At 75.8% G+C, this 26,109-nt stretch carries 23 protein-coding genes; 14 read left to right on the forward strand and 9 right to left on the reverse strand.

All coding sequences use genetic code 11. From position 1 onward, the window contains the following. Positions 1-73: 73 nt before the first annotated feature. The gene (locus ABD385_RS00375; protein ID WP_344572778.1) at positions 74-1,315 is read left to right on the forward strand and encodes an FAD-dependent oxidoreductase; all 1,242 of its coding nucleotides are present in this window, start codon (positions 74-76) and stop codon (positions 1,313-1,315) included. Here ABD385_RS00375 and ABD385_RS00380 read toward each other — a convergent pair. Beyond that, positions 1,290-1,913, reverse strand: coding sequence for a TetR/AcrR family transcriptional regulator (locus ABD385_RS00380; RefSeq protein WP_344572779.1), 624 nt, complete (start codon positions 1,911-1,913; stop codon positions 1,290-1,292). The genes ABD385_RS00375 and ABD385_RS00380 overlap by 26 nt on opposite strands. Before the next feature lie 90 nt (positions 1,914-2,003). Here ABD385_RS00380 and ABD385_RS00385 point away from each other — a divergent pair, with 90 nt between their 5' ends. The 4 genes from ABD385_RS00385 (at position 2,004) to mug (ending at position 5,410) form a co-directional block, all read left to right on the forward strand. Continuing rightward, positions 2,004-2,924: an SGNH/GDSL hydrolase family protein gene (locus ABD385_RS00385; RefSeq protein WP_344572780.1), complete on the forward strand. Its 921-nt coding sequence runs from the start codon at positions 2,004-2,006 to the stop codon at positions 2,922-2,924. 219 nt (positions 2,925-3,143) lie between these two features. Then, positions 3,144-3,299: a hypothetical protein gene (locus ABD385_RS00390; protein WP_344572781.1), complete on the forward strand. Its 156-nt coding sequence runs from the start codon at positions 3,144-3,146 to the stop codon at positions 3,297-3,299. Positions 3,300-3,415: 116 nt separating this feature from the next. Further along, complete coding sequence (gene purB / locus ABD385_RS00395; RefSeq protein ID WP_344573474.1) at positions 3,416-4,849, forward strand: adenylosuccinate lyase; 1,434 nt, start codon at positions 3,416-3,418, stop codon at positions 4,847-4,849. Positions 4,850-4,861: 12 nt separating this feature from the next. Further along, positions 4,862-5,410 (forward strand): G/U mismatch-specific DNA glycosylase, encoded by a 549-nt coding sequence (gene mug, locus ABD385_RS00400; RefSeq protein ID WP_344572782.1) that lies wholly within the window; start codon positions 4,862-4,864, stop codon positions 5,408-5,410. A gap of 48 nt (positions 5,411-5,458) precedes the next feature. Here the strand turns inward: mug and ABD385_RS00405 are convergent, their stop codons facing one another. Further along, entirely contained in the window at positions 5,459-5,971 is a 513-nt protein-coding gene (locus ABD385_RS00405; protein ID WP_344572783.1) for a hypothetical protein, read from the reverse strand. A gap of 135 nt (positions 5,972-6,106) precedes the next feature. On the opposite strand from ABD385_RS00405, the gene ABD385_RS00410 reads away from it, so the two are divergent. Continuing rightward, positions 6,107-7,264 (forward strand): ROK family transcriptional regulator, encoded by a 1,158-nt coding sequence (locus ABD385_RS00410; RefSeq protein ID WP_344572784.1) that lies wholly within the window; start codon positions 6,107-6,109, stop codon positions 7,262-7,264. A gap of 81 nt (positions 7,265-7,345) precedes the next feature. On the opposite strand, the gene ABD385_RS00415 is transcribed toward ABD385_RS00410, so the two are convergent. Further along, positions 7,346-8,092, reverse strand: a complete 747-nt coding sequence (locus ABD385_RS00415) for a GntR family transcriptional regulator (RefSeq protein ID WP_344572785.1) — start codon at positions 8,090-8,092, stop codon at positions 7,346-7,348. A gap of 212 nt (positions 8,093-8,304) precedes the next feature. Here ABD385_RS00415 and ABD385_RS00420 point away from each other — a divergent pair, with 212 nt between their 5' ends. Beyond that, on the forward strand, positions 8,305-8,967 hold the full coding sequence (locus tag ABD385_RS00420; RefSeq protein WP_344572786.1) for an aspartate/glutamate racemase family protein: 663 nt from the start codon (positions 8,305-8,307) through the stop codon (positions 8,965-8,967). Here ABD385_RS00420 and ABD385_RS00425 read toward each other — a convergent pair. After that, the gene (locus ABD385_RS00425; protein WP_344572787.1) at positions 8,953-9,843 is read right to left on the reverse strand and encodes an RNA polymerase sigma-70 factor; all 891 of its coding nucleotides are present in this window, start codon (positions 9,841-9,843) and stop codon (positions 8,953-8,955) included. The two genes, ABD385_RS00420 and ABD385_RS00425, sit on opposite strands and share 15 nt — an antisense overlap. A gap of 105 nt (positions 9,844-9,948) precedes the next feature. Further along, positions 9,949-10,371: a VOC family protein gene (locus tag ABD385_RS00430; RefSeq protein ID WP_344572788.1), complete on the reverse strand. Its 423-nt coding sequence runs from the start codon at positions 10,369-10,371 to the stop codon at positions 9,949-9,951. A 210-nt stretch (positions 10,372-10,581) separates the two neighbouring features. On the opposite strand from ABD385_RS00430, the gene ABD385_RS00435 reads away from it, so the two are divergent. From ABD385_RS00435 to ABD385_RS00450, 4 genes are all read left to right on the forward strand, one after another. Then, entirely contained in the window at positions 10,582-12,171 is a 1,590-nt protein-coding gene (locus ABD385_RS00435; protein ID WP_344572789.1) for an alkaline phosphatase D family protein, read from the forward strand. Between the two features lie 83 nt (positions 12,172-12,254). Beyond that, positions 12,255-13,643 (forward strand): GNAT family N-acetyltransferase, encoded by a 1,389-nt coding sequence (locus ABD385_RS00440; protein WP_344572790.1) that lies wholly within the window; start codon positions 12,255-12,257, stop codon positions 13,641-13,643. A gap of 117 nt (positions 13,644-13,760) precedes the next feature. Further along, positions 13,761-15,455 (forward strand): DUF885 domain-containing protein, encoded by a 1,695-nt coding sequence (locus tag ABD385_RS00445; RefSeq protein WP_344572791.1) that lies wholly within the window; start codon positions 13,761-13,763, stop codon positions 15,453-15,455. 152 nt (positions 15,456-15,607) lie between these two features. Continuing rightward, positions 15,608-16,054: an Lrp/AsnC family transcriptional regulator gene (locus ABD385_RS00450; protein WP_344572792.1), complete on the forward strand. Its 447-nt coding sequence runs from the start codon at positions 15,608-15,610 to the stop codon at positions 16,052-16,054. A gap of 22 nt (positions 16,055-16,076) precedes the next feature. Here the strand turns inward: ABD385_RS00450 and ABD385_RS00455 are convergent, their stop codons facing one another. The 3 genes from ABD385_RS00455 to ABD385_RS00465 form a co-directional block, all read right to left on the reverse strand. After that, positions 16,077-19,208 (reverse strand): AAA family ATPase, encoded by a 3,132-nt coding sequence (locus ABD385_RS00455; RefSeq protein WP_344572793.1) that lies wholly within the window; start codon positions 19,206-19,208, stop codon positions 16,077-16,079. Next, positions 19,205-20,371, reverse strand: coding sequence for an exonuclease SbcCD subunit D (locus ABD385_RS00460; protein ID WP_344572794.1), 1,167 nt, complete (start codon positions 20,369-20,371; stop codon positions 19,205-19,207). Before ABD385_RS00460 ends, ABD385_RS00455 begins: the two co-directional genes overlap by 4 nt. A 173-nt stretch (positions 20,372-20,544) precedes the next feature. After that, positions 20,545-21,810, reverse strand: coding sequence for an alpha/beta fold hydrolase (locus ABD385_RS00465; RefSeq protein ID WP_344572795.1), 1,266 nt, complete (start codon positions 21,808-21,810; stop codon positions 20,545-20,547). 577 nt (positions 21,811-22,387) lie between these two features. Between ABD385_RS00465 and ABD385_RS00470 the strand changes: the two genes are divergently transcribed. The 3 genes from ABD385_RS00470 to ABD385_RS00480 all read left to right on the forward strand — a co-directional run bounded on the left by ABD385_RS00470 (position 22,388) and on the right by ABD385_RS00480 (position 25,137). Continuing rightward, positions 22,388-23,257, forward strand: a complete 870-nt coding sequence (locus tag ABD385_RS00470; RefSeq protein WP_344572796.1) for a universal stress protein — start codon at positions 22,388-22,390, stop codon at positions 23,255-23,257. Positions 23,258-23,403: 146 nt separating this feature from the next. After that, positions 23,404-23,703 (forward strand): DUF1876 domain-containing protein, encoded by a 300-nt coding sequence (locus ABD385_RS00475; RefSeq protein WP_344572797.1) that lies wholly within the window; start codon positions 23,404-23,406, stop codon positions 23,701-23,703. A 72-nt stretch (positions 23,704-23,775) separates the two neighbouring features. After that, positions 23,776-25,137 carry a nicotinate phosphoribosyltransferase gene (locus ABD385_RS00480; protein WP_344572798.1) on the forward strand — a complete coding sequence of 454 codons (1,362 nt, stop codon included), beginning with the start codon at positions 23,776-23,778 and terminating at the stop codon, positions 25,135-25,137. 45 nt (positions 25,138-25,182) lie between these two features. Here ABD385_RS00480 and ABD385_RS00485 read toward each other — a convergent pair whose 3' ends face one another. Then, positions 25,183-26,037 carry a universal stress protein gene (locus ABD385_RS00485; RefSeq protein WP_344572799.1) on the reverse strand — a complete coding sequence of 285 codons (855 nt, stop codon included), beginning with the start codon at positions 26,035-26,037 and terminating at the stop codon, positions 25,183-25,185. Positions 26,038-26,109: the final 72 nt, after the last annotated feature.

Consider the following 26,109-nt stretch of genomic DNA (forward strand, 5'->3'; position numbering starts at 1 on the left):
TCAGTCGCGTGTCGGGGACACGACGACCGCCCGGTCACGCATCCGTACGCGCACGCGACGAGGGGGCAACACCATGGACCGCACGACATGCTGCGTGGTGGGCGGCGGCCCGGCCGGCATGATGCTCGGACTCCTGCTGGCCAGGGCCGGCGTCGAGGTGACCGTCCTGGAGAAGCACGGGGACTTCCTGCGCGACTTCCGCGGCGACACCGTCCACCCGTCCACCCTGAACCTGCTCGACGACCTCGGCCTCGGCGCGCGGTTCGCCGCGCTGCCGTTCCCGAAGCTGGCGGAGCTGCGCGCCCAGATCGGCGACACCACCGTGGTGATGGCCGACCTGCGGCGCATCCCCGGCCGGCACAAGTACTTCGCCATGGTCCCGCAGTGGGACTTCCTCAACCTGCTCGCCGACGCGGCCGCCGCGGAACCCTCCTTCACCCTCCGGATGCGCACCCGGGCCACCGGACTGCGCACCGACGGCGGCCGGGTGACCGGGGTGCACTACGTCGACGCCCACGGCACGCGCGGCGAGCTGGCCGCGGACCTGACCTTCGCCTGCGACGGCCGGGACTCGCCGGTCCGCGCGGCGGCCGGGATGCGGCAGCGGTACTTCGACGTCCCGATGGACGTCTGGCAGGTCCGGGTGGACGCGCCGACCGACGCGCTCAAGGGCGGCCGGGTCTTCGCGCGGTTCGGCGGCGGCCAGGCCGCGGTCACCATGGACCGCGGCACCTACTTCCAGACGTCCTACCTGATCGGCAAGGGGCAGGACGCCGCCCTGCGCCGGCACGACGTCCAGTGGCTGCGGGACCGGCTGGGCGCGCTGTTCGGCTGGGACGCCGCGGTCACCGACACCATCGGCTCCTGGGACGAGGTGAAGCTGCTGGAGGTCACCTTCGGGCGGCTGCGGCGCTGGCACCGGCCCGGCCTGCTCTGCCTCGGCGACGCCGCGCACACCATGTCGCCGGTCGGCGGGGTGGGCGTCAACCTCGCCCTCCAGGACGCGGTGGCCGCCGCCCGGCTCCTGGCCGGGCCGCTGCGCCGCGGCACGGTCGGCAGCGACGACCTGGCCCGGGTGCAGCGGCGGCGGGAGTGGCCGATGGGGGTGGTGCAGAAGTCGCAGCAGGGCGAGCACGCGATGATCCGCTCCGCCCTCGCCGGGACGCTGCGCGGCGACCGGCTGCCGCTGCCGATGCAGCTGCTGCGGCGGATACCGGCGCTGCGCACCGTCACGGGCTACCTCGGCGGCATCGGCGTCCGGCCCGAGCCGACCCCGGACTTCGCGCGGGTCAGTCCCGGCGCGCCACGGCGTTGAGGGTGAAGGTCTCCAACTCGGCGGCGGCGGCGTCCAGATCGAGGTCCGGGTGGTCGAGCCAGTGCCCGATCACCCCGTCGATCGCGCCGCCGATCGCCAGCGCCACCGCGCGCGGCTCGAACTCCCGCAGCACTCCGGCCCGTTGCCCCTCCTCCAGGAGGGCGGCGAGGGCCTGCCAGCGGCCGTAGGTGTCGTGCTGCCCGGGGGTCTTCAGGCGCGTGCCGCCGGCGTCGTCGAGGAGCATCTCGGTGATCACCCGGACCTGGCGGCGGTGGTCCCGCTGGTAGTCGATCATCGCGTGGACGTAGGCGACGACCGCGGCCAGCGGGTCCGGGGCCCGCTCCACCCGCTCCCGGACGTACCCTCCGAACTGCTCCAGCACCTGGGTCAGCGCGGCGCGGGTGAGGTTGTCCTTCGAGGAGAAGTGGTACAGCACCGCGGCCTTGGAGACCCCGGCCCGCTCGGCGATCGCGGCCAGCGAGGTCGAGGGGAAACCGCGGCTGGAGATCAGGTCGACGGTGCAGTCGATCAGCTGCTGCCGACGGGCGCGTTCGGTGAACGTCGCCGCCTCGGGGTCCGTACTCCGCCGAGGACTCATCCCACGCCCACCTCTGTCTTTTCCGCACCGCTGCGCGGCCGGCACTCCGGCCGCCGTCGACCGTACACCGCGGGATAGGATCACCGCGCCATGGAGATGAATGTGCCATACACCAGTTTCGTCGCGGTCGGCGACAGCTTCACCGAAGGCATGTCGGACCGCCTTGGGGACGGCTCCTACCGGGGCTGGGCGGACCTCCTCGCCGCCCGACTCGCGGCGCTCGGACGACCCGCGGCCGACGAGGCCCCCACCGAGGGCGACCCGCCCGGCTTCCGCTACGCCAACCTCGCCGTGCGCGGCAAGCTCATCGACCAGATAGCCGACGAGCAGTGCGGACCGGCCGCCTCGATGGGCGCCGACCTGGTCACGCTGGTCGGCGGACTCAACGACGTGCTGCGCCCCTCGTGCGACGTGGAGCGGGTGTGCGCACGGCTCACCCACTGCGCGGACGTACTGGCCCGCGGCGGCGGGCAACTGGTGCTGATGCGCAGCCCGGGCCGCCGCGGACCGGTGTTCGAACGGTTCCGGCCGCGGATGGAGCGGCTCTTCGCGACCGTCGACGCGCTGGCGACCCGGCACGACGCCGTGGTCGTGGACCTCTACGCGTCGCAGGCACTGGCCGATCCGCGCCTGTGGGCCGAAGACCGGCTGCACCTCAACGCCGAGGGGCACCGCCGGGTCGCCGAGGCGGTCTGGCAGGCCCTGGGACTGCCCGCCGCCGCGGACTGGGACGCACCGCTGCCGCCCGCCGTCCCGCCCCGCTGGGCCGACCGGCGCGCCGCCGACCTGCGGTTCGCCCGCGCGCACCTGGTGCCGTGGATCGGCCGCCGGCTCACCGGGCGCTCCACGGGCGACGGGCGCAGCGGCGCCCAGTACGACGCCGAACTCGGCACCGCCTTCTGGATCACCCCGGCGGACCGCGCCGACCCCGGCCCGGTGACCGGCTGGCGCGCGGTGCAAGTGGAAGGCGCGAGTCCCACCCCGGCACCGACGGACCGTCGGAACCCCTAGCCGAAGCGCCGGCGCAGCTTCCGGACGCCGCGGTGACCGAGGTACTCGAAGAAGCCCACGAACACGACGACGACCAACAGCGCCTCCCACAGCGGCATCCTGCCGTGGGCGGACGAGGGGCACCGGGGCCCCGACGGGCCGGGCACGGCCCGGCCACCCGCCCGTCCCGGGCGTTACGCTCGTTCTGTCGGCATACGTTCCGTTCGTACGGAGGCGGCCATGAGCCACTACGACGAGTACACGACTCCGTCGCAGGCCGAGGGCGAGCGGCTGGAGGAGGACCGGGACCCGGCCGAACCGCGGCACCCCGAGACGATGCGCACCCAGCCGTCCCAGGCGGAGGGCGAGCGCACGGCGGAGGACGACACGGACTGACGGCGCCGGCCCGGAGGCACGCGCCCGCGCCGGGCCCGGGGGCTGTAGGAAAGCACAGCCGGGACCGGGGCGCTGGCCTGCGCAAACCGCCAGTAGACTCTGACCACGTGACTGCTGTGTCTGCGAAGCCTCGCATCCCCAATGTCCTGGCCGGCCGCTACGCCTCCGCGGAGCTGGCCGTGCTGTGGTCCCCCGAGTACAAGGTCAAGCTGGAGCGGAAGCTGTGGCTCGCGGTGCTGCGCGCCCAGAAGGACCTGGGGGTGGCCGTCCCCGAGCAGGCGCTGGCCGACTACGAGCGGGTGCTGGACACCGTCGACCTGGCCTCCATCGCCGAGCGGGAGAAGGTCACCCGGCACGACGTCAAGGCCCGGATCGAGGAGTTCAACGCCCTGGCCGGGCACGAGCAGATCCACAAGGGCATGACCTCCCGCGACCTGACCGAGAACGTCGAGCAGCTCCAGGTCCGGCTGTCGCTGGAGCTGGTGCGCGACCGCGCGGTCGCCGTGCTGACGCGCCTGGGCTCGCTGGCCGCCCAGCACGCCGAGCTGGTCCTGGCCGGCCGCTCGCACAACGTCGCCGCGCAGGCCACCACGCTCGGCAAGCGCTTCGCGACCGCCGCCGACGAGCTGCTGGTCGCCTTCGCCCGGGTCGAGGAGCTGCTCTCCCGCTACCCGCTGCGCGGCATCAAGGGCCCGGTCGGCACCGCCCAGGACATGCTCGACCTGCTCGGCGGGGACGCCGGCAAGCTCGCCGAGCTGGAGCAGCGGATCGCCGCCCACCTCGGCTTCGGGCAGGCCTTCACCTCCGTCGGCCAGGTCTACCCGCGCTCGCTGGACTACGAGGTCGTGACGTCGCTGGTGCAGCTGGCCGCCGCGCCCTCGTCGCTGGCGAAGACGATCCGGCTGATGGCCGGGCACGAGCTGGTCACCGAGGGCTTCAAGCCCGGTCAGGTCGGCTCGTCGGCGATGCCGCACAAGATGAACACCCGCTCCTGCGAGCGCGTCAACGGCCTGATGGTGATCCTGCGCGGCTACGCCTCGATGACCGGCGAGCTGGCCGGCGACCAGTGGAACGAGGGCGACGTGTCCTGCTCCGTGGTCCGCCGGGTGGCGCTGCCGGACGCCTTCTTCGCACTCGACGGCCTGCTGGAGACCTTCCTGACGGTCCTCGACGAGTTCGGCGCCTTCCCCGCCGTGGTCGCCCGCGAACTCGACCGCTACCTGCCCTTCCTCGCCACCACCAAGGTCCTGATGGGCGCGGTGCGGGCCGGGGTCGGCCGCGAGGAGGCGCACGAGGCGATCAAGGAGAACGCGGTCGCCTCGGCGCTGGCCATGCGCGAGCAGGGCGCGGAGCGCAACGAACTGCTGGACAAGCTGGCCGCGGACCAGCGCATCCCACTGGACAAGGCCCAGCTCCAGGCCCTGATGGCGGACAAGCTGTCCTTCACCGGTGCGGCCGCCGACCAGGTCGCGGCCGTGGTCGCCCGGATCGGGGAGATCGCCGAGCAGCACCCCGAGGCCGCCGCCTACGCCCCCGGCGCGATCCTCTGACCCGGAGCTGACGTGCGCTTCACCCCCGAGGAGTTGGCCGCCGCTCGTGACCGCGTCGTTCCGGACGTGGTCGCGAGCGGGCTGCGGGTGCTGTTCTGCGGCATCAACCCCGGGCTGATGACGGCCGCCACCGGACACCACTTCGCCCGGCCCGGCAACCGCTTCTGGCCCGTCCTGCACGCCGCCGGCTTCACCCCCCGGCAACTCCGCCCCGACGAGCAGGGCGAACTGCTCGACCACGGGCTGGGCATCACCAACGTCGTGGCCCGGCCGACCGCCCGGGCCGACGAGCTGAGCGCCGAGGAGTACCGCGAGGGCGGCCGGCTGCTGGCCGAGCGGGTCGCCCGGCTGCGGCCCCAGTGGCTCGCGGTCGCCGGCGTCACCGCCTACCGCGTCGCCTTCGACGACAAGCACGCGGTGATCGGCCCGCAGGAACGCACCCTGGGCACCACCCGCATCTGGGCGCTGCCCAACCCCAGTGGCCTGAACGCCCATTGGACGCCCGCCACCATGGCCGAGGAGTACGGCCGACTGCGCACCGCGGCGTTCACCGAGTCCTGACGGCCGGCGGGCGGCGGGCGGCGGGCGGCGCTGGACGGTGCGCGTCGGCTAGCCGGCTCCGGGCGGCGGCCCCTGCGCCACAGCCGCCAGCACCTGGCACGGTTGCCCGGGCTCCAACGGCCCCGCCCCGACCCCGACCCAGCGGCCGCCCACCGCCCACGCGTACACCCGCGGCACCAGCCCGCACAGCGCGTCCAGCGGCGGCGGGACGGGCAGCCCCCGTGCGGTGCGCTCCAGCGCGTCCGTCAGGTCGTGGACGACCGGCCGGCCCCAGCGCAGGGACACCACCTCGACCAGCGCGACGAGTTCGTCCACGCACCGCTCGCGGGCCGCCGCGGCGTCCGCCGGATCCGCGTCCCACAGCGGGCCGCCGGTCCACAGGCGGACGAGGTGGAAACCCGGTCCGCTGGTACCGACCGCGGTGTGCTCGCGCTGCTCGGGGAACGGACGGGCGCATAAGGCGTCGAGCACGGTGAGCGCGGCGGGCGGTCCGCCGGGCAGCTCGGGTCCGGGCCGCGCGACGGGCGACGGGCGGGCGGCGCGGCGCGGTTCGTTCGTCATGCCGTCAGTAAACCGGCGGGGTCTGACAATTGGCCGGGCGCGCGGACCACGCCGCCGCCGCGGGCCCGCCGGGGCTCGCCGCACACCCACTGACCGGCTACGATCCGCCACACAGGCGAGGCGAGGAGACGGACGTTGGGTCGGCTCACCGGCGGGGACCCCTCCCTGCTGCGACGGATCAACTCCGCGGTGGTGCTGCACGCGCTGCGCGCCGCGGACTCCCCCACGCTCACCGACCTCGTCCAGGTGACCGGCCTGTCCCGGCCGACCGTCGAGGGCGTGGTCGAGGGGCTCATCGAGACCGGCCTGGTGGCCGAGGTCCCCGCCGAGGAAGGCGAGGCCCGGCGGCAGGGGCGGCCGGCCCGCAGGTTCCGCTTCCGCACCGAGGCCGGGCACCTGCTGGGCATCGAGATCGGGCCGCACCGGGTCGCGGTGCTCCTCGCCGACCTCGACGGACGGGTGATGGACGCGGCGCACCGTGCCGTGTCGGAGACCGCACCGGCCGACGAACGGTTGGAACGGGTCCGCGCGGTGGTGGCCGATCTGTTGCGCCGGACCGGCGTGGCCCGCAGTTCGCTGCGGGCGGTGGGCGCGGCCGGTCCCGGCATCGTGGAGGCGGACGGCACCGTGCGGCTGAGCACCGCGCTGCCCGGCTGGACCGGACTGCCGCTGGGCGATCGGCTGCGGCGCTCGTTCCGCTGCCCGGTGCTGGTGGAGAACGACGCCAACGCCGCGGCGGTGGCCGAGCACTGGCAGGGCGCGGCGACCGGTTCCGGCGACGTGGTGTTCGTCCTGGCCGGGTTGAGCCCGGGGGCCGGGGCGTTGATCGGCGGGCGGCTGCACCGCGGGTTCGGCGGAGCGGCCGGCGAGATCGGCGCCCTGCACCTGCTGGGGCGCGAGGCCACGCCGGAGGCGCTGCTGTCGACGACCGGGGAACCGCTGCACCCGCTGGACGAGGCGCAGGTGGCGGCGGTGTTCGCGGCCGCCCGGGACGGGGACGCCGAGGCGCGGGAGGCGGTGGAGCGCTTCATCCGGCGGCTGGTGCACGACGTCGCCGCGCTGGTGCTGGCGCTCGATCCGGAGCTGGTGGTGATCGGCGGCTGGGCGTCCGGGCTGGCGGGCGTCCTCCCGCCGCTGCGCCGGGAGTTGGCGCGCTACTGCCTGCGTCCGCCGGCGGTGGTGCTGTCGCAGCTGGGCCCGGCCGCGATCGCCACCGGCGCGCTGCGGCTGGCCCTGGACCACGTGGAGGGCGAACTCTTCGCGGTGGACGGGACGGTGGCGGGACGACGGTGAACCGCCCGCCCTGACGGGGTGACGCGCGCGGGCCCGCACCGGGAGCGTTCCGGTGCGGGCCCGTCCGTGGGGCTGCGGTCGTCAGCCGGCGAGCACCGGCTGAGCCGTGCGCTCCCCGAAGGTGAGCCGGCAGGTGTCGGCGCGGTAGGTGGAGACCGCGACGGCCGCGGTCCGGCCGCGGGAGACGTAGCGGGTGGTGACGACGAGCACGGGCGAGCCGGGCAGTCGGTCCAGTTGCCTGGCGTCCTCGGCGCGGGCCGAGCCCAGTTCGACGGTGCGGTCCTGGCCGTCCAGGTCGAGGGCTTGGAGGGCGCGGAGCACGGCGTGGGCGTGCCCGTCCGGGGCGACGGCGGCCGCGTCGACGCAGTCGGGGACCGTGTCGGTCCGGACGTAGAGGAGTTCGGCGGCGACCGGCTGGCCGGCGGAGACCCGGCTGCGGCGCACCACGTGGACCGTCTCGCCGGGGGCCGACTCCAGCAGGCGGGCCACCGCGGCGGGCACCTCGTCGGTCTCGCTGGCGGCGACCGGCTGCCAGTCGTCGCCGGCGGCGCCGGGCCAGGTGTGGCGCGCGGGATCGACCGCGACGCCGAGCCGGGGCGGGGCGACGGTGGTGCCGACACCGCGCCGGCGTTGCAGTCTGCCTTCCAGTTCGAGCTGTTCGAGCGCCTGTCGGAGCGTGGCGCGGGCGACGCCGAACCGGGCGGCCAGGTCCCGTTCGTTGGGCAGGATCTCGCCGACCGCGAACTCGGTGTCCAACGCGTCGCTGAGCACCGTCTTGAGATGCCAGTACTTGGGCTCCGGAGCCGTTTCGAGCTGCGTGGTCCCCACCCCCAAGGCCGCGGGCCCCGGTCGGGCCCGGTGATGAACGGCCCGCGAGCGGGCCCGAGTAATGAGCGCTTCTTTATTAAAGGTTGTTGCAGTATCCCGACGATATGACCGCCCCCACCCTTGGTCAAGACCAATCCCGTACCGGTTTCCGGTCACCACCGCACCGCCACCCGACCGACGCCCGCCGGGAACCGGCCGTTACCCTCCTGAGCATGCTCGGTCTGCTGCACACCTCACCGGTCCACGTCCCCGTCTTCGACGCGCTGCGGGACGCCGATGCCCCCGGGCTGCCCCTGCGGCACCAGGTACGGCCGGAACTCCTCGCCGCGGCCTTGGCGTCGGGCCCGGACGCGGTCGCCGGCGAGGTCGCGGAGGCGGTCGGCGCGCTGGTGCGGGACGGGGCGCGGGCGGTGCTGTGCACCTGCTCGACGCTGGGCGACGTGGCCGAGGCGGCCGGGTCGGCGGCGGGCGTGCCGGTGCTGCGGGTGGACCGGCCGATGGCCGCCGAGGCCGTCGCCACCGGTCCGCGCCTCGCGGTCCTGGCCACCGTGGCGAGCACCCTCGTGCCCACCACAGAGTTGATCGCCGACGAGGCCCGGCGGGCCGGGCGCCCGGCCGAGGTCCGCACCGTGCTCGTGCCGGACGCCTGGGAGCGGTTCCAGAACGGCGACCACGAGGGCAGTCTGGCGGCGGTCGTCGACGCGGTGCGGCGGGAGCGGGCCGCCGGCGGGGTCGACGCCCTCGTGCTGGCGCAGGCGTCGATGGCGCCCGCCGTGGAACGACTCGTCGACGACGGGCACGGCGGTGCGGACGTACCGGTGCTGGCGAGTCCGCGCAGCGGTCTGCGGGCCGCGGCCCGGCTAGCGGGCCAGTGACCCCAGCTTGTCGGGGTTGCGGACGACGTAGACGGTGTGGACCCGGCCGTCGCGGATGCCGAGTTGGAAGACCGTGTCCGGGGTGCCGTCGACGAGGGCCAACAGGGCCGCCCCGCCGTTGAGTTCGACGAAGCGCAGCTCCAGTGCGGCCGGGACGGTGCGCAGGATGCCGATGAGGAACCGGGCGACCTTGTCGGCGGACTCGATGGTCCGCAGCGGCGCCTTGGCCTTGCCGCCGCTGTCCCCGACCAGTCGGGCGTCCGCCGCGAGGAGGTCCAGCAGCCCGGCCAGGTCGCCCCCGGCGGCCGCGGACAGGAACCGCTCGGTCACCTCGCGCTGGCGGTCCGGGTCGACGTCGAAGCGCGGTCGGCGCTCCTCGACGTGCCGCCGGGCGCGGCCCGCCAGTTGGCGCACCGCGGCCTCGCTGCGCTGAAGCACGGCGGCGATCTCCGCGTACGGGTAGCCGAACGCCTCGCGCAGGACGAACACCGCGCGCTCCAACGGGGAGAGCGCCTCCATCACGACGAGGACCGCGAAGGTGACGGTCTCCGCGAACTCCGTCCGCTCGGCGGTGTCCGGGGCGGGCCGGCCGGGCGCGAGGACATCGGTGGCGAGCGGCTCCGGCAGCCAGGGCCCCACGTAGGACTCCCGGCGCGACTGGACCTGCCGGAGTCGGTCGACGGCCAGTCGGGTGGTGATCCGGACGAGGTAGGCGCGCGGTGCGCGGACCGCGTTCCGGTCGGCGGTGGCCCAGCGCAACCAGGCGTCCTGGACCACGTCCTCGGCGTCGGCCACCCGGCCGAGCATGCGGTAGGCCACGCCGTGCAGGAGGGGGCGGTGGGCCTCGAAGACCTCGGTGGCGGAATCGATCGACACCGCTCCATCCCAATGGGTGGCCGCCGCGTTGTCCAGCGGGGACGGGGACGGCGGCGTCGGAGCTTTTACTGATGCATCGTCAGTGGCCCCTTGCCGAGCGGGAGTTCAGCGTGCGGCGAGTGCTGTGGCGTTGTTCCAGTCGCGGGTGGACAGGACCAGTCGGTAGCCGTCGGGGTCCTCGACGGTGACGCCCCACGCGTCCCAGTAGGGGTTGTGGGCGGCGACGCGGGTGCCGCCGCAGCCTTCCAGGCGCGCGACGAGGTCCTCGGGCACCGGTCCGCCCACGTAGACGACGAGGAGGTCGTCCGGCGTGGGGGTCGGGGGCAGCGCCCCCGACGGGTCGTGGGTCAGTTCCAGGTGCCAGGCGGCGTCCGGCCACCCCAGCATCAGGAGCGAGTGCTCGCCCGCCTGCGAGGCGTGGCGGTGCAGTTCGCGCAGGCCCAGCCCGTCGCGCCAGAAGCGGCCGGCGGCGACCAGGTCGCGGGTCGGGCGGGCGAGGCGGAGGTGTGCGGAGCCGAGGGCCGGCATGGGCGGGGCCTTCCGTGGGGGCCGCCGGCGGCGGCGCGTCATCGAACCGTAGACGTCCGGGCCGGTTCCTGGCGATCGGTCATCGGTCCTGCGACTCTGGTCGTGGTCCGCGGCCCGGCCGCCGCGTGTTCACCGGGAGTTGGCCTGGTCGGCATCGGGTGGCGATACCAACGGGACGTGACGAGATCGGACGCATCACGGAGGTGCGAGATGGCGCAGGGTTCCGGCGGCGGATTCGGGCGGCGGGCACTCCTGCACGGCGCGGCGGCGGGGTCCGCGGCGCTGGCGCTGCCCGCGACGGTCGGGCTCGCGCCGGCGGCGGCCGCGCCGGCGCTGGTGCACGGCGGACGCCCGCGCGCCGGCTGGGGCGTGCAGGTCGGTGACGTGACCGCGTCGTCCGGCCTGGTGTGGGCGCGGTCCGACCGGCCGGCCCGGATGGTGGTGCAGACCGCGGCCACCGAGTCGTTCCGCAACGCGCGCACCTGGCACGGGCCGTTGCTCGGGCCGGGTACGGACTTCACCGGGGTGACCGCGCTGCACGGGCTGCCGGCCGGGGAGCAGGTCCACTACCGGGTGCTGCTGGCCGACGCCGACCACCCGGAGCGCACCGGCGAGCCGGTGGCCGGGACGTTCCGCACCGCGCCGCTCCACCGCCGGACGGACGTCCGCTTCCTGTGGTCGGGGGACCTGGCCGGACAGGGCTGGGGCATCAACCCCGAGCACGGCGGCTACCGGGTCTACGAGGACATGCGGCGCCGGAACCCGGACTTCTTCCTGTGCAGCGGCGACAACATCTACGCCGACAACCCGATCCCGGAGCGGGTCACGCTGCCCGACGGCCGGATCTGGCGGAACGTGACGACCGAGGAGAAGGCCAAGGTCGCCGAGACGTTGGCGGAGTTCCGCGGCGCGTTCCGCTACAACCTGCTGGACGAGAACCTGCGCCGGTTCAACGCCCAGGTGCCGACCGTCACCCAGTGGGACGACCACGAGGTGCACAACAACTGGTACCCGGGCCAGTTGCTGGACGACGACCGGTACCGCGTCAAGGACGCCGACGTGCTCGCCGCGCGGGCGCTGCGCGCGTTCGGCGAGTACTTCCCGATCCGCACGCTCCGCCCGGACGCCGGAGGCCGGGTGTACCGCGTGCTGCGGCACGGCCCGCTGCTGGACGTCTTCGTGCTGGACATGCGCCGCTACCGCAACGCCAACTCCCCGGACCGGCAGACCGACGACCCGCGCGGCATCCTGGGCGCCGAGCAGCTGCGCTGGCTCAAGCGGGAGCTGTCGCGTTCGCGCGCGGTGTGGAAGGTGATCGCCTCGGACATGCCGCTGGGGCTCGTCGTCACGGACGGCCCGGCGAACTTCGAGGCGGTGGCCCAGGGCGACCCGGGCGCGCCCCTGGGGCGGGAGCTGCAGATCGCCGAGTTGCTGCGGCACGTCAAGCACCAGCGGATCACCGGCACGCTCTGGCTGACCGCGGACGTGCACTACACCTCGGCGCAGCACTACGCGCCCGAGCGGGCGGCGTTCAAGGACTTCGCGCCGTTCTGGGAGTTCGTGTCCGGGCCGCTGAACGCGGGCGGTTTCCCGGCGGTGGCGCTGGACGGAACCTTCGGGCCGGAGCAGCCGTTCGTCAAGGCACCGGACCGTGCGAACGTCTCCCCGGCGGAGAGTCCGCAGTACTTCGGCGAGGTCGAGATCGACGGGGGAAGCGGGGAGCTGACGGTGCGGCTGCGCCAGGAGGGCGGAGAGGTCTTGTTCACGAAAACGCTACAACCGGGACGGGTAGGACAGTAGAGGCCAATGCGTCGATTGTGTCTTTTACCCGTGCGACACAAAGTGTTGGCGACCAGGCAACACCGGTCGGCGAGGCTGACCGCATGACTGAAGCCACCTCCGCCCGTTCGGCCCGGCGCCACTCCTGGCGCCGGGACGTCGTCGAGCTCGCCGCCCTGTTCACCGCCGTGGCAGTGGCCGACGCCGCGGCCAACACCATCGCCCACGGCCCGTCGGGACCGGTGCTGCTGTGCACCGCCGCGGTCGCCCTGTTGGCCACCACGGGCTTCCACGTCTGGTGGGCACGTCGGCACGGACACGCACCACCACCAACGGATGCCGCGGCGCCGCCCGCCGCCGCGCCCCCCGGGACCGGAGGCCGCCAGACCGCGCTGTGGCGGATGCGGACCACGGTCCGGGACGAGCCGGGCAGCCTCGCCGCGCTGTGCACGGCACTGGCCACGCTGGGCGTCGACATCCTCAGCCTCCAGACCCACCCGCTGTCCGACGGGACCGTCGACGAGTTCCTGCTGCGCGCGCCGGCCGGCCTGGCGCCCGCGGAGCTGACCCGCACGGTCGCCGGCGCGGGCGGCGCGCACGGCTGGCTGGAGCGGGCCGACGCCCACGACCTGGTCGACGCGCCGACCCGGATGCTGGGCCTGGCCACCCGCACCGCCCTGGACTCCGCGGAACTCCCGCTCGCACTGCGGCAGTTGCTGGGGCGCTGCACCATCCACTCGGTGCCCGCACGGTCACTGACCGGCCAGCCGCTGGCCGACGAGGTGCCCGCAGAGGGCGTGCTGGAGGAGCACACCATGACGTTCCGGGACCCGTCCGGGGGCTCGCTCACCATCGAAAGGCCGCAGTTGCCGTTCACCCCCACCGAGTTCGCCCGGGTGCGCGCACTGGTCGAGCTGGACACCCGGCTCGGCCAGCGCGTCCCGCCGCGGCGCGAGGTGCTCACGCTGCCCGAGGGCAACGCGATCACCGTCCGCCGCGCCGGCACCGACGACCTGGCCGCCGCCCGCGCGATGCACGAGCGGTGCTCGGAGCGGACGTTGGCACAGCGCTACCACGGCCCGGTCGGGGACGCCGACCGCTACCTCGGGCACCTGCTCAGCCCGCGCTTCGGCCGCACGCTGGCGGTGGAGACCGCCTCCGGACGGCTGGTGGCCCTGGGGCACCTGCTGTGGGACGGCGACGAGACCGAGGTGGCACTGCTGGTCGAGGACGCCTGGCAGCAGCGCGGCATCGGCGCGGAGCTGCTGCGGCGGCTGGTCGCGATGGCCGCCGAGACCGGCTGCGAGAGCGTCTACGCCATCACCCAGGCGTCCAACACCGGCATGGTGACGGCGATGCGTGGCCTGGGGCTGCCGCTCGACTACCAGATCGAGGAGGGCACCCTGGTCATCACGGCGCGCCCGTCGGGCGTGCCGGCCCACCGCGAGGACCGCACGGCGCTCCGCCTCCGGGACGGCTCCCGGCACGGCTGAGGGCCCGCCCCGCGCGGCGCCGGTGCCCGGGGCGCGGCGCCCGGGCGCCGGACGTGACAGGAACGTCCGTCGGAATGATGGTGACGCGGCGGCCCCATCCGTACGAGGATGGCCCGCATGTCCAACACCACTACTCCCGCGGGCGGTCCGCTGCCCCGCCAGGTCGCCGACGCCTACGTCGACGCCCTCGTCGAACTGGACCCGATCACCGGCACCTTCCTCGGCGTCGCCGAGAGTTCCGGCAGGCTCCCCGACCTCTCCCCCACAGGCCAGGAAGCGGTGGCGCAGCTCGCCCGCACGACCCTGGAGCAGCTGACCGAGGCGGAGGCCCGGCCGGGCGCGGACAGCCCCGCCGAGCAGGTCTGCGCCCGGCTGCTGCGCGAACGACTGACCGCGGAACTCGCCGTGCACGAGGCCGGCGAGGGCCTGCGGGCGGTGAGCAACATCGGGTCGCCGCTGCACGCCGTCCGGGAAGCCTTCACCCTCACCCCCGCCGACACCGAGGACGACTGGTCCGCCCTCGCCCGGCGGCTGCGCGCCGTACCGGGTGCGCTGACCGGCTACCGCGCCGCCCTCCAGGCCGGCCTGGACCGGCAGCTCCCCGGTGGCCCGCTCCAGGTCGCCACCGTCATCGGGCAGTTGGGCGAGTGGATCGGCACCGACCGCAGCTGGTTCGCCGAGTTCACCGCCCCCGGGCCGGCGTCGCTGCGCGCCGAGTTGGACGAGGCCGCCGCGGTCGCCACCGGCGCCCTGGGGGAGCTGCGCGACTGGCTCCGGGACGTCTACGCGCCGGCGGTCGAGGGCGCGCCGGACGTGGTGGGCCGCGAGCGGTACGCCCGGCTCGCGCGCTACTACAACGGCGCCGACCTCGCCCCGGAGGAGGCGTACGCGTACGGCTGGTCCGAGTTCCACCGGCTGCTGGCCGAGATGGAGGCCGAGGCCGAGAAGGTGCTGCCCGGCGCCAAGACGCCGTGGGAGGCGCTGGCCTGGTGCGACGAGCACGGTGAGGCCGTCGAGGGCGTCGAGGAGACCCGGCAGTGGCTCCAGTCCCTGATGGACGAGGCCATCGACACCCTGGACGGCACCCACTTCGACCTCGCCGAGCGGATCCGTCAGGTGGAGTCCAAGATCGCCCCGCCGGGCAGCGCCGCGGCGCCGTACTACACCCAGCCGTCGCTGGACTTCGCCCGGCCCGGCCGGACCTGGCTGCCCACCATGGGCGCGACCCGCTTCCCGGCGTACGACCTGGTGTCCACCTGGTACCACGAGGGAGTGCCCGGTCATCACCTCCAGCTGGCGCAGTGGGTGCACGTCGCCGACCGGCTCTCGCGCTACCAGACGACCGTGGGCATGGTCAGCGCCAACGTCGAGGGCTGGGCACTGTACGCCGAGCGCCTGATGGACGAGCTGGGCTTCCTGTCCAGCGCGGAGCGGCGGCTGGGCTACCTGGACGCCCAGATGATGCGGGCGGTCCGCGTCATCATCGACATCGGCATGCACCTGGAGCTGGAGATCCCGGCCGACTCCCCGTTCCACCCGGGCGAGCGCTGGACGCCGCAGCTGGCGCACGCGTTCTTCGCGCAGCACAGCAGCCGCCCGGCGGACTTCGTCGAGAGCGAGATCATCCGCTACCAGGGCATCCCCGGCCAGGCGATCGGCTACAAGCTGGGCGAGCGCGTCTGGTTGCAGGGCCGGGAGGCCGCCCGGGCCCGGCACGGCGCGGCCTTCGACCTGAAGGCGTGGCACATGGCGGCGCTGTCCCAGGGCTCGCTCGGCCTCGACGACCTGCTGACGGAGCTCTCGGCGCTCTGACCGCGACGTCCCGGGCCCGCCCCGCCCCGGCGGCGGGCCCGGGACGCCACCGGCCGCGCGGGCGGCCCGGCAGCCGCCCGGGCGCTCCACCGGCACAAGCCGGACCCCCCGAACCCTTGCTCCGCCGGCGTTCCCCCTGCTAGACAGCGGGGATGACCGGATACTCCCCCGATGACGCCGACCGGCGCATCCTCGACGTCCTCCAGCACGACGGGCGGGTGGGCAACGCCGAGCTGGCGCGGTCGGTGAACCTGTCGCCGAGCACGGTGGCCGCGCGGGTGCGGCGCCTGGAGGAGTCCGGAGTGATCTCCGGGTACGCGGCGGTGATCGATCCGGAGCGGGTCGGGCTGCCGGTGCTGGCGTTCGTCCGGCTGCGGCAGGCCGGCGGGACCGGCCAGCCGTTCCGGGACCTCCTCGCGGCCACCCCGGAGATCCTGGAGGCGCACCACGTCACGGGCGAGAACGCCCTCTTCCTCAAGGTCGCGGCCCGGTCGATGAAGCACCTGGAGGAGGTGTCGGGGCGGATCGGCGCCCTGGGCGAGGTGGCCACCAGCGTCGTGTACTCCTCCCCGCTGCCCCGGCGCCCGGTCAGCACCTGACGCCGCTCGACCGGCCGGGCGGTCAGTCGCCGGCCGGTACCCGGTGGCGGACGCTGGACCCCGCGCGGTCCTTGACGACCTCCAGTTGGGCCGGGATGCGGGTCTTGAGGTCGGCGACGTGGCTGACGATGCCGACGCTGCGGTCGCGTGCGCGCAGGCCGTCCAGGACGTCGAGGACCTCGTCGAGGGTCTGCTCGTCGAGGCTGCCGAAGCCCTCGTCGATGAAGAGGGTGTCCAGTGGGGTGCCGCCCGCCTCGTCGGTGACGACGTCGGCGAGGCCGAGCGCCAGGGCGAGCGAGGCGAAGAAGGTCTCGCCGCCGGAGAGGCTGGCGGTGTCCCGTTCCTGCCCCGTCCAGGCGTCGACGACGTGCAGGCCGAGGCCGGAGCGGCGGGCGCCGCCGGCGCGTTCGTCGGAGTGCACCAGGGTGTAGCGGCCGGCGGACATCCGGTGCAGCCGGGCGGTGGCGGCGGCCGCGACCTGTTCCAGGCGGGCGGCCAGCACGTAGGACTCCAACCGCATCCGGCGGGCGTTCTCGGCGGAGGTGCCGGCGGTGAGCGAGGCGAGGCGGGCGATCCGGGCGTAGGCGGCGCGCAGCGGGGCCAGTTCGCGGGCGTCGGCCGCGGCGTCCGCGGAGAGCCGGTCGAGGGCGGCGCAGCGGTCCCGGGCGGCGGCGAGGGCCGTGGTGGCGGTGCGCAGGCGGGCGGCGGCGGCCTGGTGGGCGGTGCGGGCGGCGTCCGGGTCGGCGGCCGGGAGGGCCGCGGCGGCGCGGAGTTCGGGGTGGTCGAGTTCGGCGGCGACGGCGGCGGCCTCGGCCTGCCAGGCGTCCTCGCGCTGTTGCAGCGCCCGCCGTTCGACGTCGGGGAGCAGTGCGTCGACGGCGTCCCGCGGGGTGGCGAAGCCGGCGCGGTGGGCGGCGGCGGTGAGCCCGGTATCGGCCTCCGTCAGGCGTGCGGCGCAGGCCGCGGCGGTGCGGGACGCCTCGGCGGCGGCGGCGAGCAGAGTGACCTGCCGCTCCAGTCGGGCCGCCCGGTCGGCGACGCTGGCGCAGTCGGCGCGGGCGTCGGCGAGTTCGGCGGCGAGGGCGGCCCGTTCGCGGTCCAGGGCCTCGCGGTGGGAGGTGCGGGCGGCGGCCCGGCGCTCGGCCCGCTGCTGGTCGTCGCGGCGGCGCTCGTGCTCGCGCTCGGCGCGGGCCAGCGTCTCGCGGGCGGCGTGCAGGTGGGCGCCGGCGGCGTGCGCGCGGGCCGTCTCCTGCGTCAACTGCTCGACGCGTTCGGCGAGTTCGGCGGTGGGGACGTCACCGGCGGCGGCGCCGGCGGCGGCCCGGGCCTCCTTGACGGCCTGGCGGCGGTTTTCCGCCTGCTGGCGGGCGTCCTCGGCGCGGCGGTGCTCGCTCTGCGCGCTCTCCTCGGCCGCCCGGTCGACGTGGCCGGCGCCGGGTCGGGCCGGGTCCGGGTGGCTGACCGACCCGCACACCGCGCAGGGGTGACCCTCCGTCAGGTTGCTGGCGAGTTCGGCGGCGATGCCGCGCAGCCGCCGGTCCTTCAGGTCCAACCAGTGTTCGCGGGCGCCGGCCGCGCGTTCCCGGGCGGCCAGCACCTGCCGTTCGGCGGCGGCGAGTTCGGTGGCGAGCTGGTCGCGGCGGCGGGCGGCGGCGAGGCGTTCGGTGGCCGGCTCGCGCTGCGCGGCGAGCGCCTCGGCGCGCTGGGCGGCCTCCTGGGCCGCGTCGATGCGGCGCTGGTGGGCGGCGCGGGCGGCGTCCCAGTCGGCCAGCCACTCCGCGGCGTCCAGCAGCGTCTGCTCGTCGGCGCGGGCCTCCCGGTCGAGGTCGGCGCGTTCCCGGGTGAGGTCGGCGGCCCGTCGTTCGGCGCGTCGGGCCGCCGCGAGGGAGCCAAGCGTGGTCCGCACCTCCCGCTCCTCGGCGGCGAGTTGGGCGCCGTCGGCGTCCGCGAGGACGGGCGGCAGCGGGGCGCGGTGGCGGCGTTCGGCGTCCTGCGCTGCGGTCAGCTCGCGCCGGGCGGCATCGCCGAGGGCGAGGGCGGGCGCGACCTCGGCGGCGGCGGAGGCCCGGGTCAGCCGCGCGCGGATCCGGTCGCGTTCGTCGCCGACCGCGGCGAGCCGGTCGGCGCGCACCTGTGCGTCGGCGTGCCGGCGTTGCCGCCGGTCCCGCTCGCGGGCCTCCTCCAGGTGCCCGGCCGCCGCCTGTTCGGCCGCTTCCGCCGCGGTCACCGCGGACCGGGTGCCGGTCAGGCGTTCGCGGGCGGCGACCCGGGCGACGGCGGCCCGGACCAGCACCGCGTCGGCGAAACCGGGCTCGCCGGGGCCGGGTGCGGCGTCGGTGGCCCCGTCTGCGGGGCGGGCCGGGGCGGCGGCCCGGGCGGCGCGGCCGGTGGGGCCGGCCTGGGCGGGCACGGCGGCCCGGATCGCCGGCGCGGGGACGGACGGGTCGGTCAGGTCCGCAAGGTCGCCGGCGGCCTGCGCGATCCGGTGGGCCAGCGCGAGCAGCCGCTCGTCGCCGGCCGCGACCCGGTCGGCGGCGGTCCGGCGGCGGGTGGTGAGCTGGTCCTCCAGCGCGGCGAACCGCCGGGTGTCGAAGAGCCGGCCGAGGAGTCGGGCCCGGGCCTCCGCGTCGGCCCGCAGGAAACGCGCGAAGTCACCCTGGGGCAACAGCACCACCTGGCAGAACTGCTCCTTGCTCATCCCGAGCAGCTGCCCGATCTCCTCGCCGATCTCCTGGTGGGAGCGGCTGAGCGCGCGCCAGGCACCGGCGGCCGGATCGCCGTCCGCGGCGGGGGCGAACTCCCGCAGCCGGCTCTGCGCCTTCTCCTTCGTCGTGCCGGTCCCGCGCTTCTTGGGGCGGGGCTGCTCCGGCAGCCGGGTGATCTCCAACCGGCGCCCGGCGACGGTGAGTTCGAGGACGACCTCGGTGGGGGCCTGCGGGTCCGCGAGGTCGCTGCGGAGCGCCTGGCCGCTCTGCCGCGTGCCGGGCACCGACCCGTAGAGCGCGAAGCAGACCGCGTCCAGGACGGAGGTCTTGCCGGCCCCGGTCGGGCCGTGCAGCAGGAACAGGCCGTCCCGCGCCAGCCGGTCGAAGTCGACGGTGTGGCGGCCGGCGAACGGGCCGAACGCGGTCACGGTCAAACGGTGCAGTCTCACGGCGCCACCTCCGCGGCCAGGTCGGTGACGCGCACCTCGTCGAGGGCCGAGCGCAGTTCGGCCCGTTCGGCGTCGTCGGCCCCGCGGCCGGACCGGACGTGCGCGACGAAGTCCTCGGCGATCTCCTGGTCGCTGCGGCCGCGCAGCCGCTGGGCGTACGAGGCCGAGGGGCGGTCCGGGGCCTCGTCGGGGTCGAAGACCAGGCTGAGGGTGTGCGGGAAGCGCTTGCTGAGCCGGGCCATCGGCTCGGCCGGGCGGGAGCCGTCGGTGAGCGTGGCCTCGATCCAGGAGTCCTCGTGCCGGGCCAGCTCGGGGTCGTCGAGCAGCTGCGCGAGCGGGCCCCGGATCCGGGCCAGCGGGCGGGGCACCGGGCAGTCCACCCGCTCGGCGAGCACCGCGCCGTCCGCGTCGAGGTCCACCAGCCAGGACGACTTGCGGTGGGTGGCCTCGGAGAAGGAGTACGCGAGCGGCGAGCCGGAGTAGCGGACCCGCTCGGTGAGGGTCTGGCAGCCGTGCAGATGACCGAGGGCCGCATAGTCGACGCCGTCGAAGACCGTGGCGGGCACCGAGGCGACGCCGCCGACGGTGATGTCCCGCTCGCTGCCGCTGGGGGCGCCGCCGGTGACGAAGGCGTGCGCCAGCACCACCGAGCGGGTGCCGGCGGGCCGGGTGGCGAGGTCGGCACGCACCCGGTCCATGGCCGCGCCGAGCACCGCGGCGTGGTCGGCGCGCGCGGCCCCGAGGGTGGCGCGGACCATCGCAGGTTCGAGGTAGGGCAGCCCGTAGAAGGCGACCGGCCCGTGCGCGTCCTTCAGGAGGACGGGGGTGTCACAGGCGGCCGGGTCGGTGTGCAGGTGGATGCCGGCCCGCCGCATCGGCCCGGACCCGACACCGAGCCGGCGGGCGGAGTCGTGGTTCCCGGAGATCATCACGGTGGGGACATCCAGCCCGGCCAACCGGTGCAGCGCCTCGTCGAACAGCTCGACGGCGGCCAACGGGGGCACCGCCCGGTCGTAGACGTCACCGGCGACCAGCACCGCGTCGACGTCCCGGGTACGGACGGTCTCCACGAGGTGGTCGAGGAACGTCCGCTGGGCGGCGAGCAGGTTCACGCGGTGGAAGGACCGGCCGAGGTGCCAGTCGGAGGTGTGCAGGAATCTCACAGGGGTGCTCCGACCTGCATGTTCTCGGCTCCTCGTGGATGGTGACCGGCCCGGTCCGCCCGGGCGCCGCTGTCCGCAGCGACCACGCTAGCCGCTGTGCGGCCCGGCTCCCCCATCGGCCTGGATCTCCGCGCACCGGCGACGCACCGGCGACGCACCGCTGCCCGCCGCCCTCAGGCACGCCCCCCGGCCAGGTCCATCAGTCGGGCCAGGACCCGGTCGCCGGATGCGGCGAGGCCGTCGTGCTCCCACTCGTTGGTGACCCAGACGCGGGCGGCGCCGATCTTCCCGGCGGTTTCCAGGGACAGGCCGGCGTCCACGTACATGTCGTCGTGGTAGACGGCGGCGGCGAGCGGGACGGTGTTGGCGGCCAGGCGGGCGGGGTCGTACAGCGCGGGCCAGTCGGTGCGCCGGGCGAGCAGGTCGGCGGCGTCCGCGAAGGGCCGCAGGCCGAGTACGTCCGCGAACATCCAGGGGTAGATCATCTCGCCGGTGAGCAGCAGCGGGTCGGCGTCCTCGGTGAATTCCGGGCGAGCGGCGTGGGTGCGGGCCGCCGCCCAGCCGGTGGGCCCGGCGCCCTGGCCGTAGAGGGATTCCTGGAGGACGGCGTAGAGCGGGTTGTCGGTGAAGCCAGTGAGGGCCATCACCTGGTGGCGGAAGGTGTCGGTCAACTCGCCGTCGTCGTCCAGCGCCTCGTCGAGGAGCCAGTGCAGGCGCTCGAAGCCGTCGCCGGTGCCGAGGACGATGCCGAGGGTGCGCAGCCGGCGGACGGTGAGCCGGTCCCCGTCGGGCAGCCGGACGTCCCGGGCCGCGAGGAGGTCGGCCACCCGGCGGAGGCGGTGGGCGTCGTCCGGGTAGCGGGCGTAGTGGGCGTGCACCCGGTCGCGGACCCGGGGGAAGGTCCGCGCGTAGACGTCGTCGGCGGTGGCGGTCAGGCCCGGCAGGCCGCCGGCGACATAGCACGCCCGAAGCCCTTCCGGGGCCCGGGAGAGGTAGGTCAGGGTGAGGAAGCCGCCGTAGCTCTGGCCGAGGGTCTCCCAGGGCCGCCCGCCGCACAGTGCGCGGCGGATCAGCTCGGCGTCGGCGACGATCGCGTCCGCCCGGAAGTGCGCGAGGTGGGCGGCGAGTCGGGCCGGGTCGGGGAAGCGGGCGGCGGCGCGGGCGGTCAGGGGCGTGGACCGGCCGGTGCCGCGCTGGTCGAGGAGGAGGACGCGGTGCGTCTTCAGGGCGTGCGCCAGCCAGCCGGGCGAGGTGCGGTACGGGCGGGGCGACTTGCCGCCCGGGCCGCCCTGGAGGTACAGCAGCCAGGGCAGGTCCTCGTGGGCGCGGGACGGGTCGGCGACCTCGCGGGCGAAGATCCGGAGAGTTTCGCCGTCGGGCGCGGTGTGGTCCAGCGGGACGGTGAAGACGTGGTCGACGGTGGCGTACGCGGGGTTCATGGCTGCTTTCCGTGGGAGCGGGCCGTTGGGGCGTGGTGGTGCGGTGGCGCGGCAGTGCGGTGGTGCCGGCGGGTGAGGCGGCCGGCGTCGGGGCCCGAGGAGCGTGCGGGGCGCGGGGTGCCGGTCGGGGGTGCGCGCCGTGACGTGCCGGTGCCGCACGGTTGCCGTGGTGCCGTCCCCCGTGGCCGAGCGGATCATCAGCGTACGGCGTCGGGTCGGGGCGCGGCGCGAAGGGGCGTCAGGGCGGCGGCGCCGGGGCCGCTGCCCGCCGCGTACGGCGCGGGCCTGTCGGTCAACCGGGTTGCGCGGCGGTGGAGTTGGGGCTCGACTGTCGCTCACGGGTGCGCGTGCTTCGCGGCTCCGGGACGGGCCGTCGGGGTGCCCTGCGGTCCCTGCGCGACCCGCGCGCAGGTCCCCGCTCCCCCGCCGGGGCGACGAGCGCCGCCGGCCCCTGCCCGGCGCCGCCCGGGCCGCCGAGGCCGGTCCGGCGGAGACTGGAGGTGCGGCGCACCGCCGACCGCGCGGTGCGGCCGGCCGCGGTGTCCGGCGGTGAGCGGACCGGGAGCGAGGTGAGGTCATGCAGGACGTGATCACCGTGGGTGTCGACGGGACGCCCGAGGCGACGGCCGCCGTGGTGTGGGCGGCGCACGAGGCGGAGCTGCGCCGGGCCCGGCTGCGGCTGCTGCACGCCTGGGTGCTGCTGGCGCCCGAACCGGAGCCCGGGCCGGCCGAGGCGGGCGACCAGAACTACTGGCCGCACCGGATCATCGGCGACGCCCGGGAAACCGTCCGGGACCGTCACCCGGACCTGCCGGTCGACGAGGCCCTGGTCGCCGCCGACCCGCTGGCCGCCCTCAAGGAGGCGGCCGGCCGCTCGACGCTGCTGGTCCTGGGCTCGCGGGACCTGGGGCCGCTGGCGCGCTACGTGATGGGCGAGATCGGGCTCCAGGTGGTGGCGCACACCCACACCCCCACGGTGCTGGTCCGGGCCCGACCGGGCGTCGCGACACCGGCGCCGGACGCACCGGTGACCGCCGGGCTGAGCCTGCACGAGCCGTGCGAGGCGCTGCTGGCGTTCGCCTTCGAGAGCGCCGCCCGGCGGGGCGCACCGCTGCGGATCGTGCACGGCCGGCACCTGCCCTCGTACGCCTACAACCGGGGCGGCGGCGTCGAGCCGGTCGCCGCGCAGCAGTCGGCGGCGGACGCCCGGCAGGAGCTGGCCGCCGCGCTGCGGCCGTGGCGGGAGAAGTTCCCCGACGTCCGGTTGGACGCGCGGGTGGAGCAGGAGAGTCCGGCGCAGGCGGTGCTGCGGGACGCCGCGGGCGCCGCGCTGCTGGTCGTCGGCCGGCGGCACAAGCTGCACTTCCCGGCGCCCAAGATCGGCCACGTGGTCCAGGCCGCGGTGCACCACGCGCCGTGCCCGGTGGCGATCGTGCCGCACGAGTAGCCGCACCCACCCGCGGCGGGTGGGTGCGCCGGTACGGACAGGCGCCCCGCTCGGTTTCTCCCAACAATGGGTGGCAGGGCCCTCGGACGACGCGCGTGCGGTGGCGCGGTCCGACGCGGCCCCCGAGGACACCGCGGAGGTGAGCCATGGCGAAGACCACGGAGTGGCCGGTCCGGCTGATCCTCGTCGAGGAGGACGGCACGACCCGGGCCCGGGTGGAGCTGGACACCGGCAACCAGGAACTCACCGGACACGGCCGGGCCCGGTGCAGCCCCGGGGACCAGGACGTCCCGGTGATCGGGGACGAGCTGGCCGCCGGCCGGGCGATGAAGGACCTCGCCGGGCAGCTGATCCGGCTGGCCGACCACGACCTGGCGGGCGTCGGCGCCGCGCCGCCCGGGCACGAGCGGCGCACCGTCTACGGCTGGACGAACGAGCCGGCCTGAGACCGCCACGGACCGGGCCGCCGGGCCGTGCGCGGCCCCGGTCCGCCGACCCGGCCCGGGAAGGAGCCGGCGATGCCGGATGCGACGACGGCCGGTCCGACCACGACCGACCTCTACGAAGTGACCATGGCCCTGTCGTACCTGCGCGAGGGCATGACCCGGCCGGCCACCTTCAGCTGCTTCGTCCGGGAGCTGCCCGCGGACCGGGGGTTCCTGGTCGCCGCCGGGGTGGAGGCGGTGCTCGACTTCCTCGCCCGGTTCCGGATCGGGCCCGAGGACGTGGAGGTGTTCGCGCAGGCGATGCACCGGCCCACCACGGACCTGGCGCCGCTGCTGGGGCTGCGCTTCGCCGGGGAGGTCCGGGCGGTGCCGGAGGGCCGGGTGGTGCTGGCCGGCGAACCGCTGCTGGAGATCACCGCGCCGCTGCCGCAGGCCCAGCTGGTGGAGTCCTACGTGCTGAACCAGCTCAGCCACCAGACCGCGATCGCCGCCAAGTGCACGCGGTGCGTCCTGGCGGCCCGCGGCCGGCCGGTGGTCGACTTCTCGCTGCGCCGCGCGCACGGGGTGGAGGCGGGACTGCGGACCGCGCGGCTGGCGGCGATGGCCGGCTTCGCGGGGACCAGCAACGTGGCGGCGGCGCACGCCGAGCGGCTGCCGGCGGTCGGCACCATGGCGCACTCCTACGTCGAGGCGTTCGAGGACGAGGAGGCCGCGTTCAGCGCGTTCGCCCGGGCCCACCCCGGCCCGGTGACGTTCCTGGTGGACACCTACGACGTCGATTCCGGGGTGGCCGCGGCGGCCCGGGTGCTGCACGCGCTGCACCGCACCGAGGGGGCCGCGATCCGGCTGGACAGCGGCGACCTGGCCCGGCTGGCGGTGCGGGCCCGGGCGATGCTGGACCGCGCGCAGCTGCCGGACGTGCGGATCGTGGCCAGCGGCGGGCTGGACGAGTTCGCGGTGGACGACCTGGTGCGGGCCGGGGCGCCGGTCGACGTGTTCGCGGTGGGCACCCGGGTCGGGGTCAGCGCCGACGCGCCGTACCTCGATTCGGCGTACAAGCTCGTGGTGTACGACGGGCGGCCGGTGATGAAGCTGTCGCCGGCGAAGGCCACCGCGCCGGGCCGCAAGCAGGTGTTCCGGCACCCGGGGTGCCGCGACGTGATCGGGCTGGCCGAGGAGCCGGCGCCGGTCGGCAGCGTGCCGCTGCTGGAGACGCTGATGCGCGGCGGGCTGCGTTGCGCGCCGCGGACCCCGCTGACGGACGCCCGGGCCCGGCTGACGGGCGACCTCGCGGAGCTGCCGACGACGGCCCGCGCCATCCGGGCGCCGGTCCCGGTGCGGCCGTCGGTCTCCGCGCCGCTGGCCGCCCTGACGCAGCACGTGCAGCGGCGGATCGAACGGGCGGTGCTGGCCCCGTACGACCACTTCGCCTGAGGTCGCCGGCCACGGGCTACCGGCCACCGGCCACCGGCCCGGGCTTCAGCGGCGTGGGACCACCGCGACCGGACAGGCCGCGTGGTGCAGCGCGGCGTGTCCGACCCGGCCGAGTTGCAGTCCGAAGTGGCCGTGCCGGTGGCGGGCCCCGAGCACCAGCAGGTCGGCGGCGGCGGACCGCCGCACCAGCACCGTGTGCGCCGGCCCCTCCACGGTGGTGCGCCGCACGGGCACCGTGGGGTGCGCCTCGGCCTGGGCCGCCACCGCCGCGTCGATGAGTGCGGACGCCCGCTGCTCGGGGCCGGCGCAGGGCTCGCTGCGGTCGGCGGTCTCGTGGGCGGGGGACCGCCAGGCCCGGACCGCGTCGAGGACGCAGCCGCGGGCCTCCGCCTCCCGGAAGGCGAACCGGACGGCCGGGGAGCCCGGCGCGGTGTCGCCGACGCCGAGCAGCACCCGGCCGTGGCGGCTCTCCAGGCCGGCCTTGTCGCCGCGGACCACCACCACGGGGTGCTGGGCGCGGGCCGCCACCGACAGGCTGACCGACCCCAGCAGCAGGTCGGCGAACTCCCCGCGCCCCTTGCAGCCGAGGACCACCGCCGCGGCGTAGGGCGCCTCGCGCAGCAGCGCGGTGACCGGGTCGTCGGCCAGCACCTGGACCGAGACCTCGACTTCGGGGTTGCGGCGCGCCACCCGGTCGGCGGCGGAGGCGACGACCCGGTCGGCCATCGCCTGCTCGGCGGGGGCGCTGTCCTGGGGGGCCACCCCTTCGTACCGCTCCCACCGCGAGGCGTTGACCAGGCGCAGCGGCAGTCCGTGGCGGGCCGCCTCGTCCACCGCCCAGTCCAGGGCGCGCATCCCGGCGTCCGATCCGTCCACGCCTACGACCAGGGGGAGTTCCATCGTCCCCACCGCCTTCCGTCGCTCGGGCCGCGGCCGGGCCGGGGCGGAGCACGCGGCCGGCGGTGCGGGACC

Source organism: Streptomyces lunalinharesii, from assembly GCF_039532155.1.
Classification (GTDB): domain Bacteria; phylum Actinomycetota; class Actinomycetes; order Streptomycetales; family Streptomycetaceae; genus Streptomyces; species Streptomyces lunalinharesii.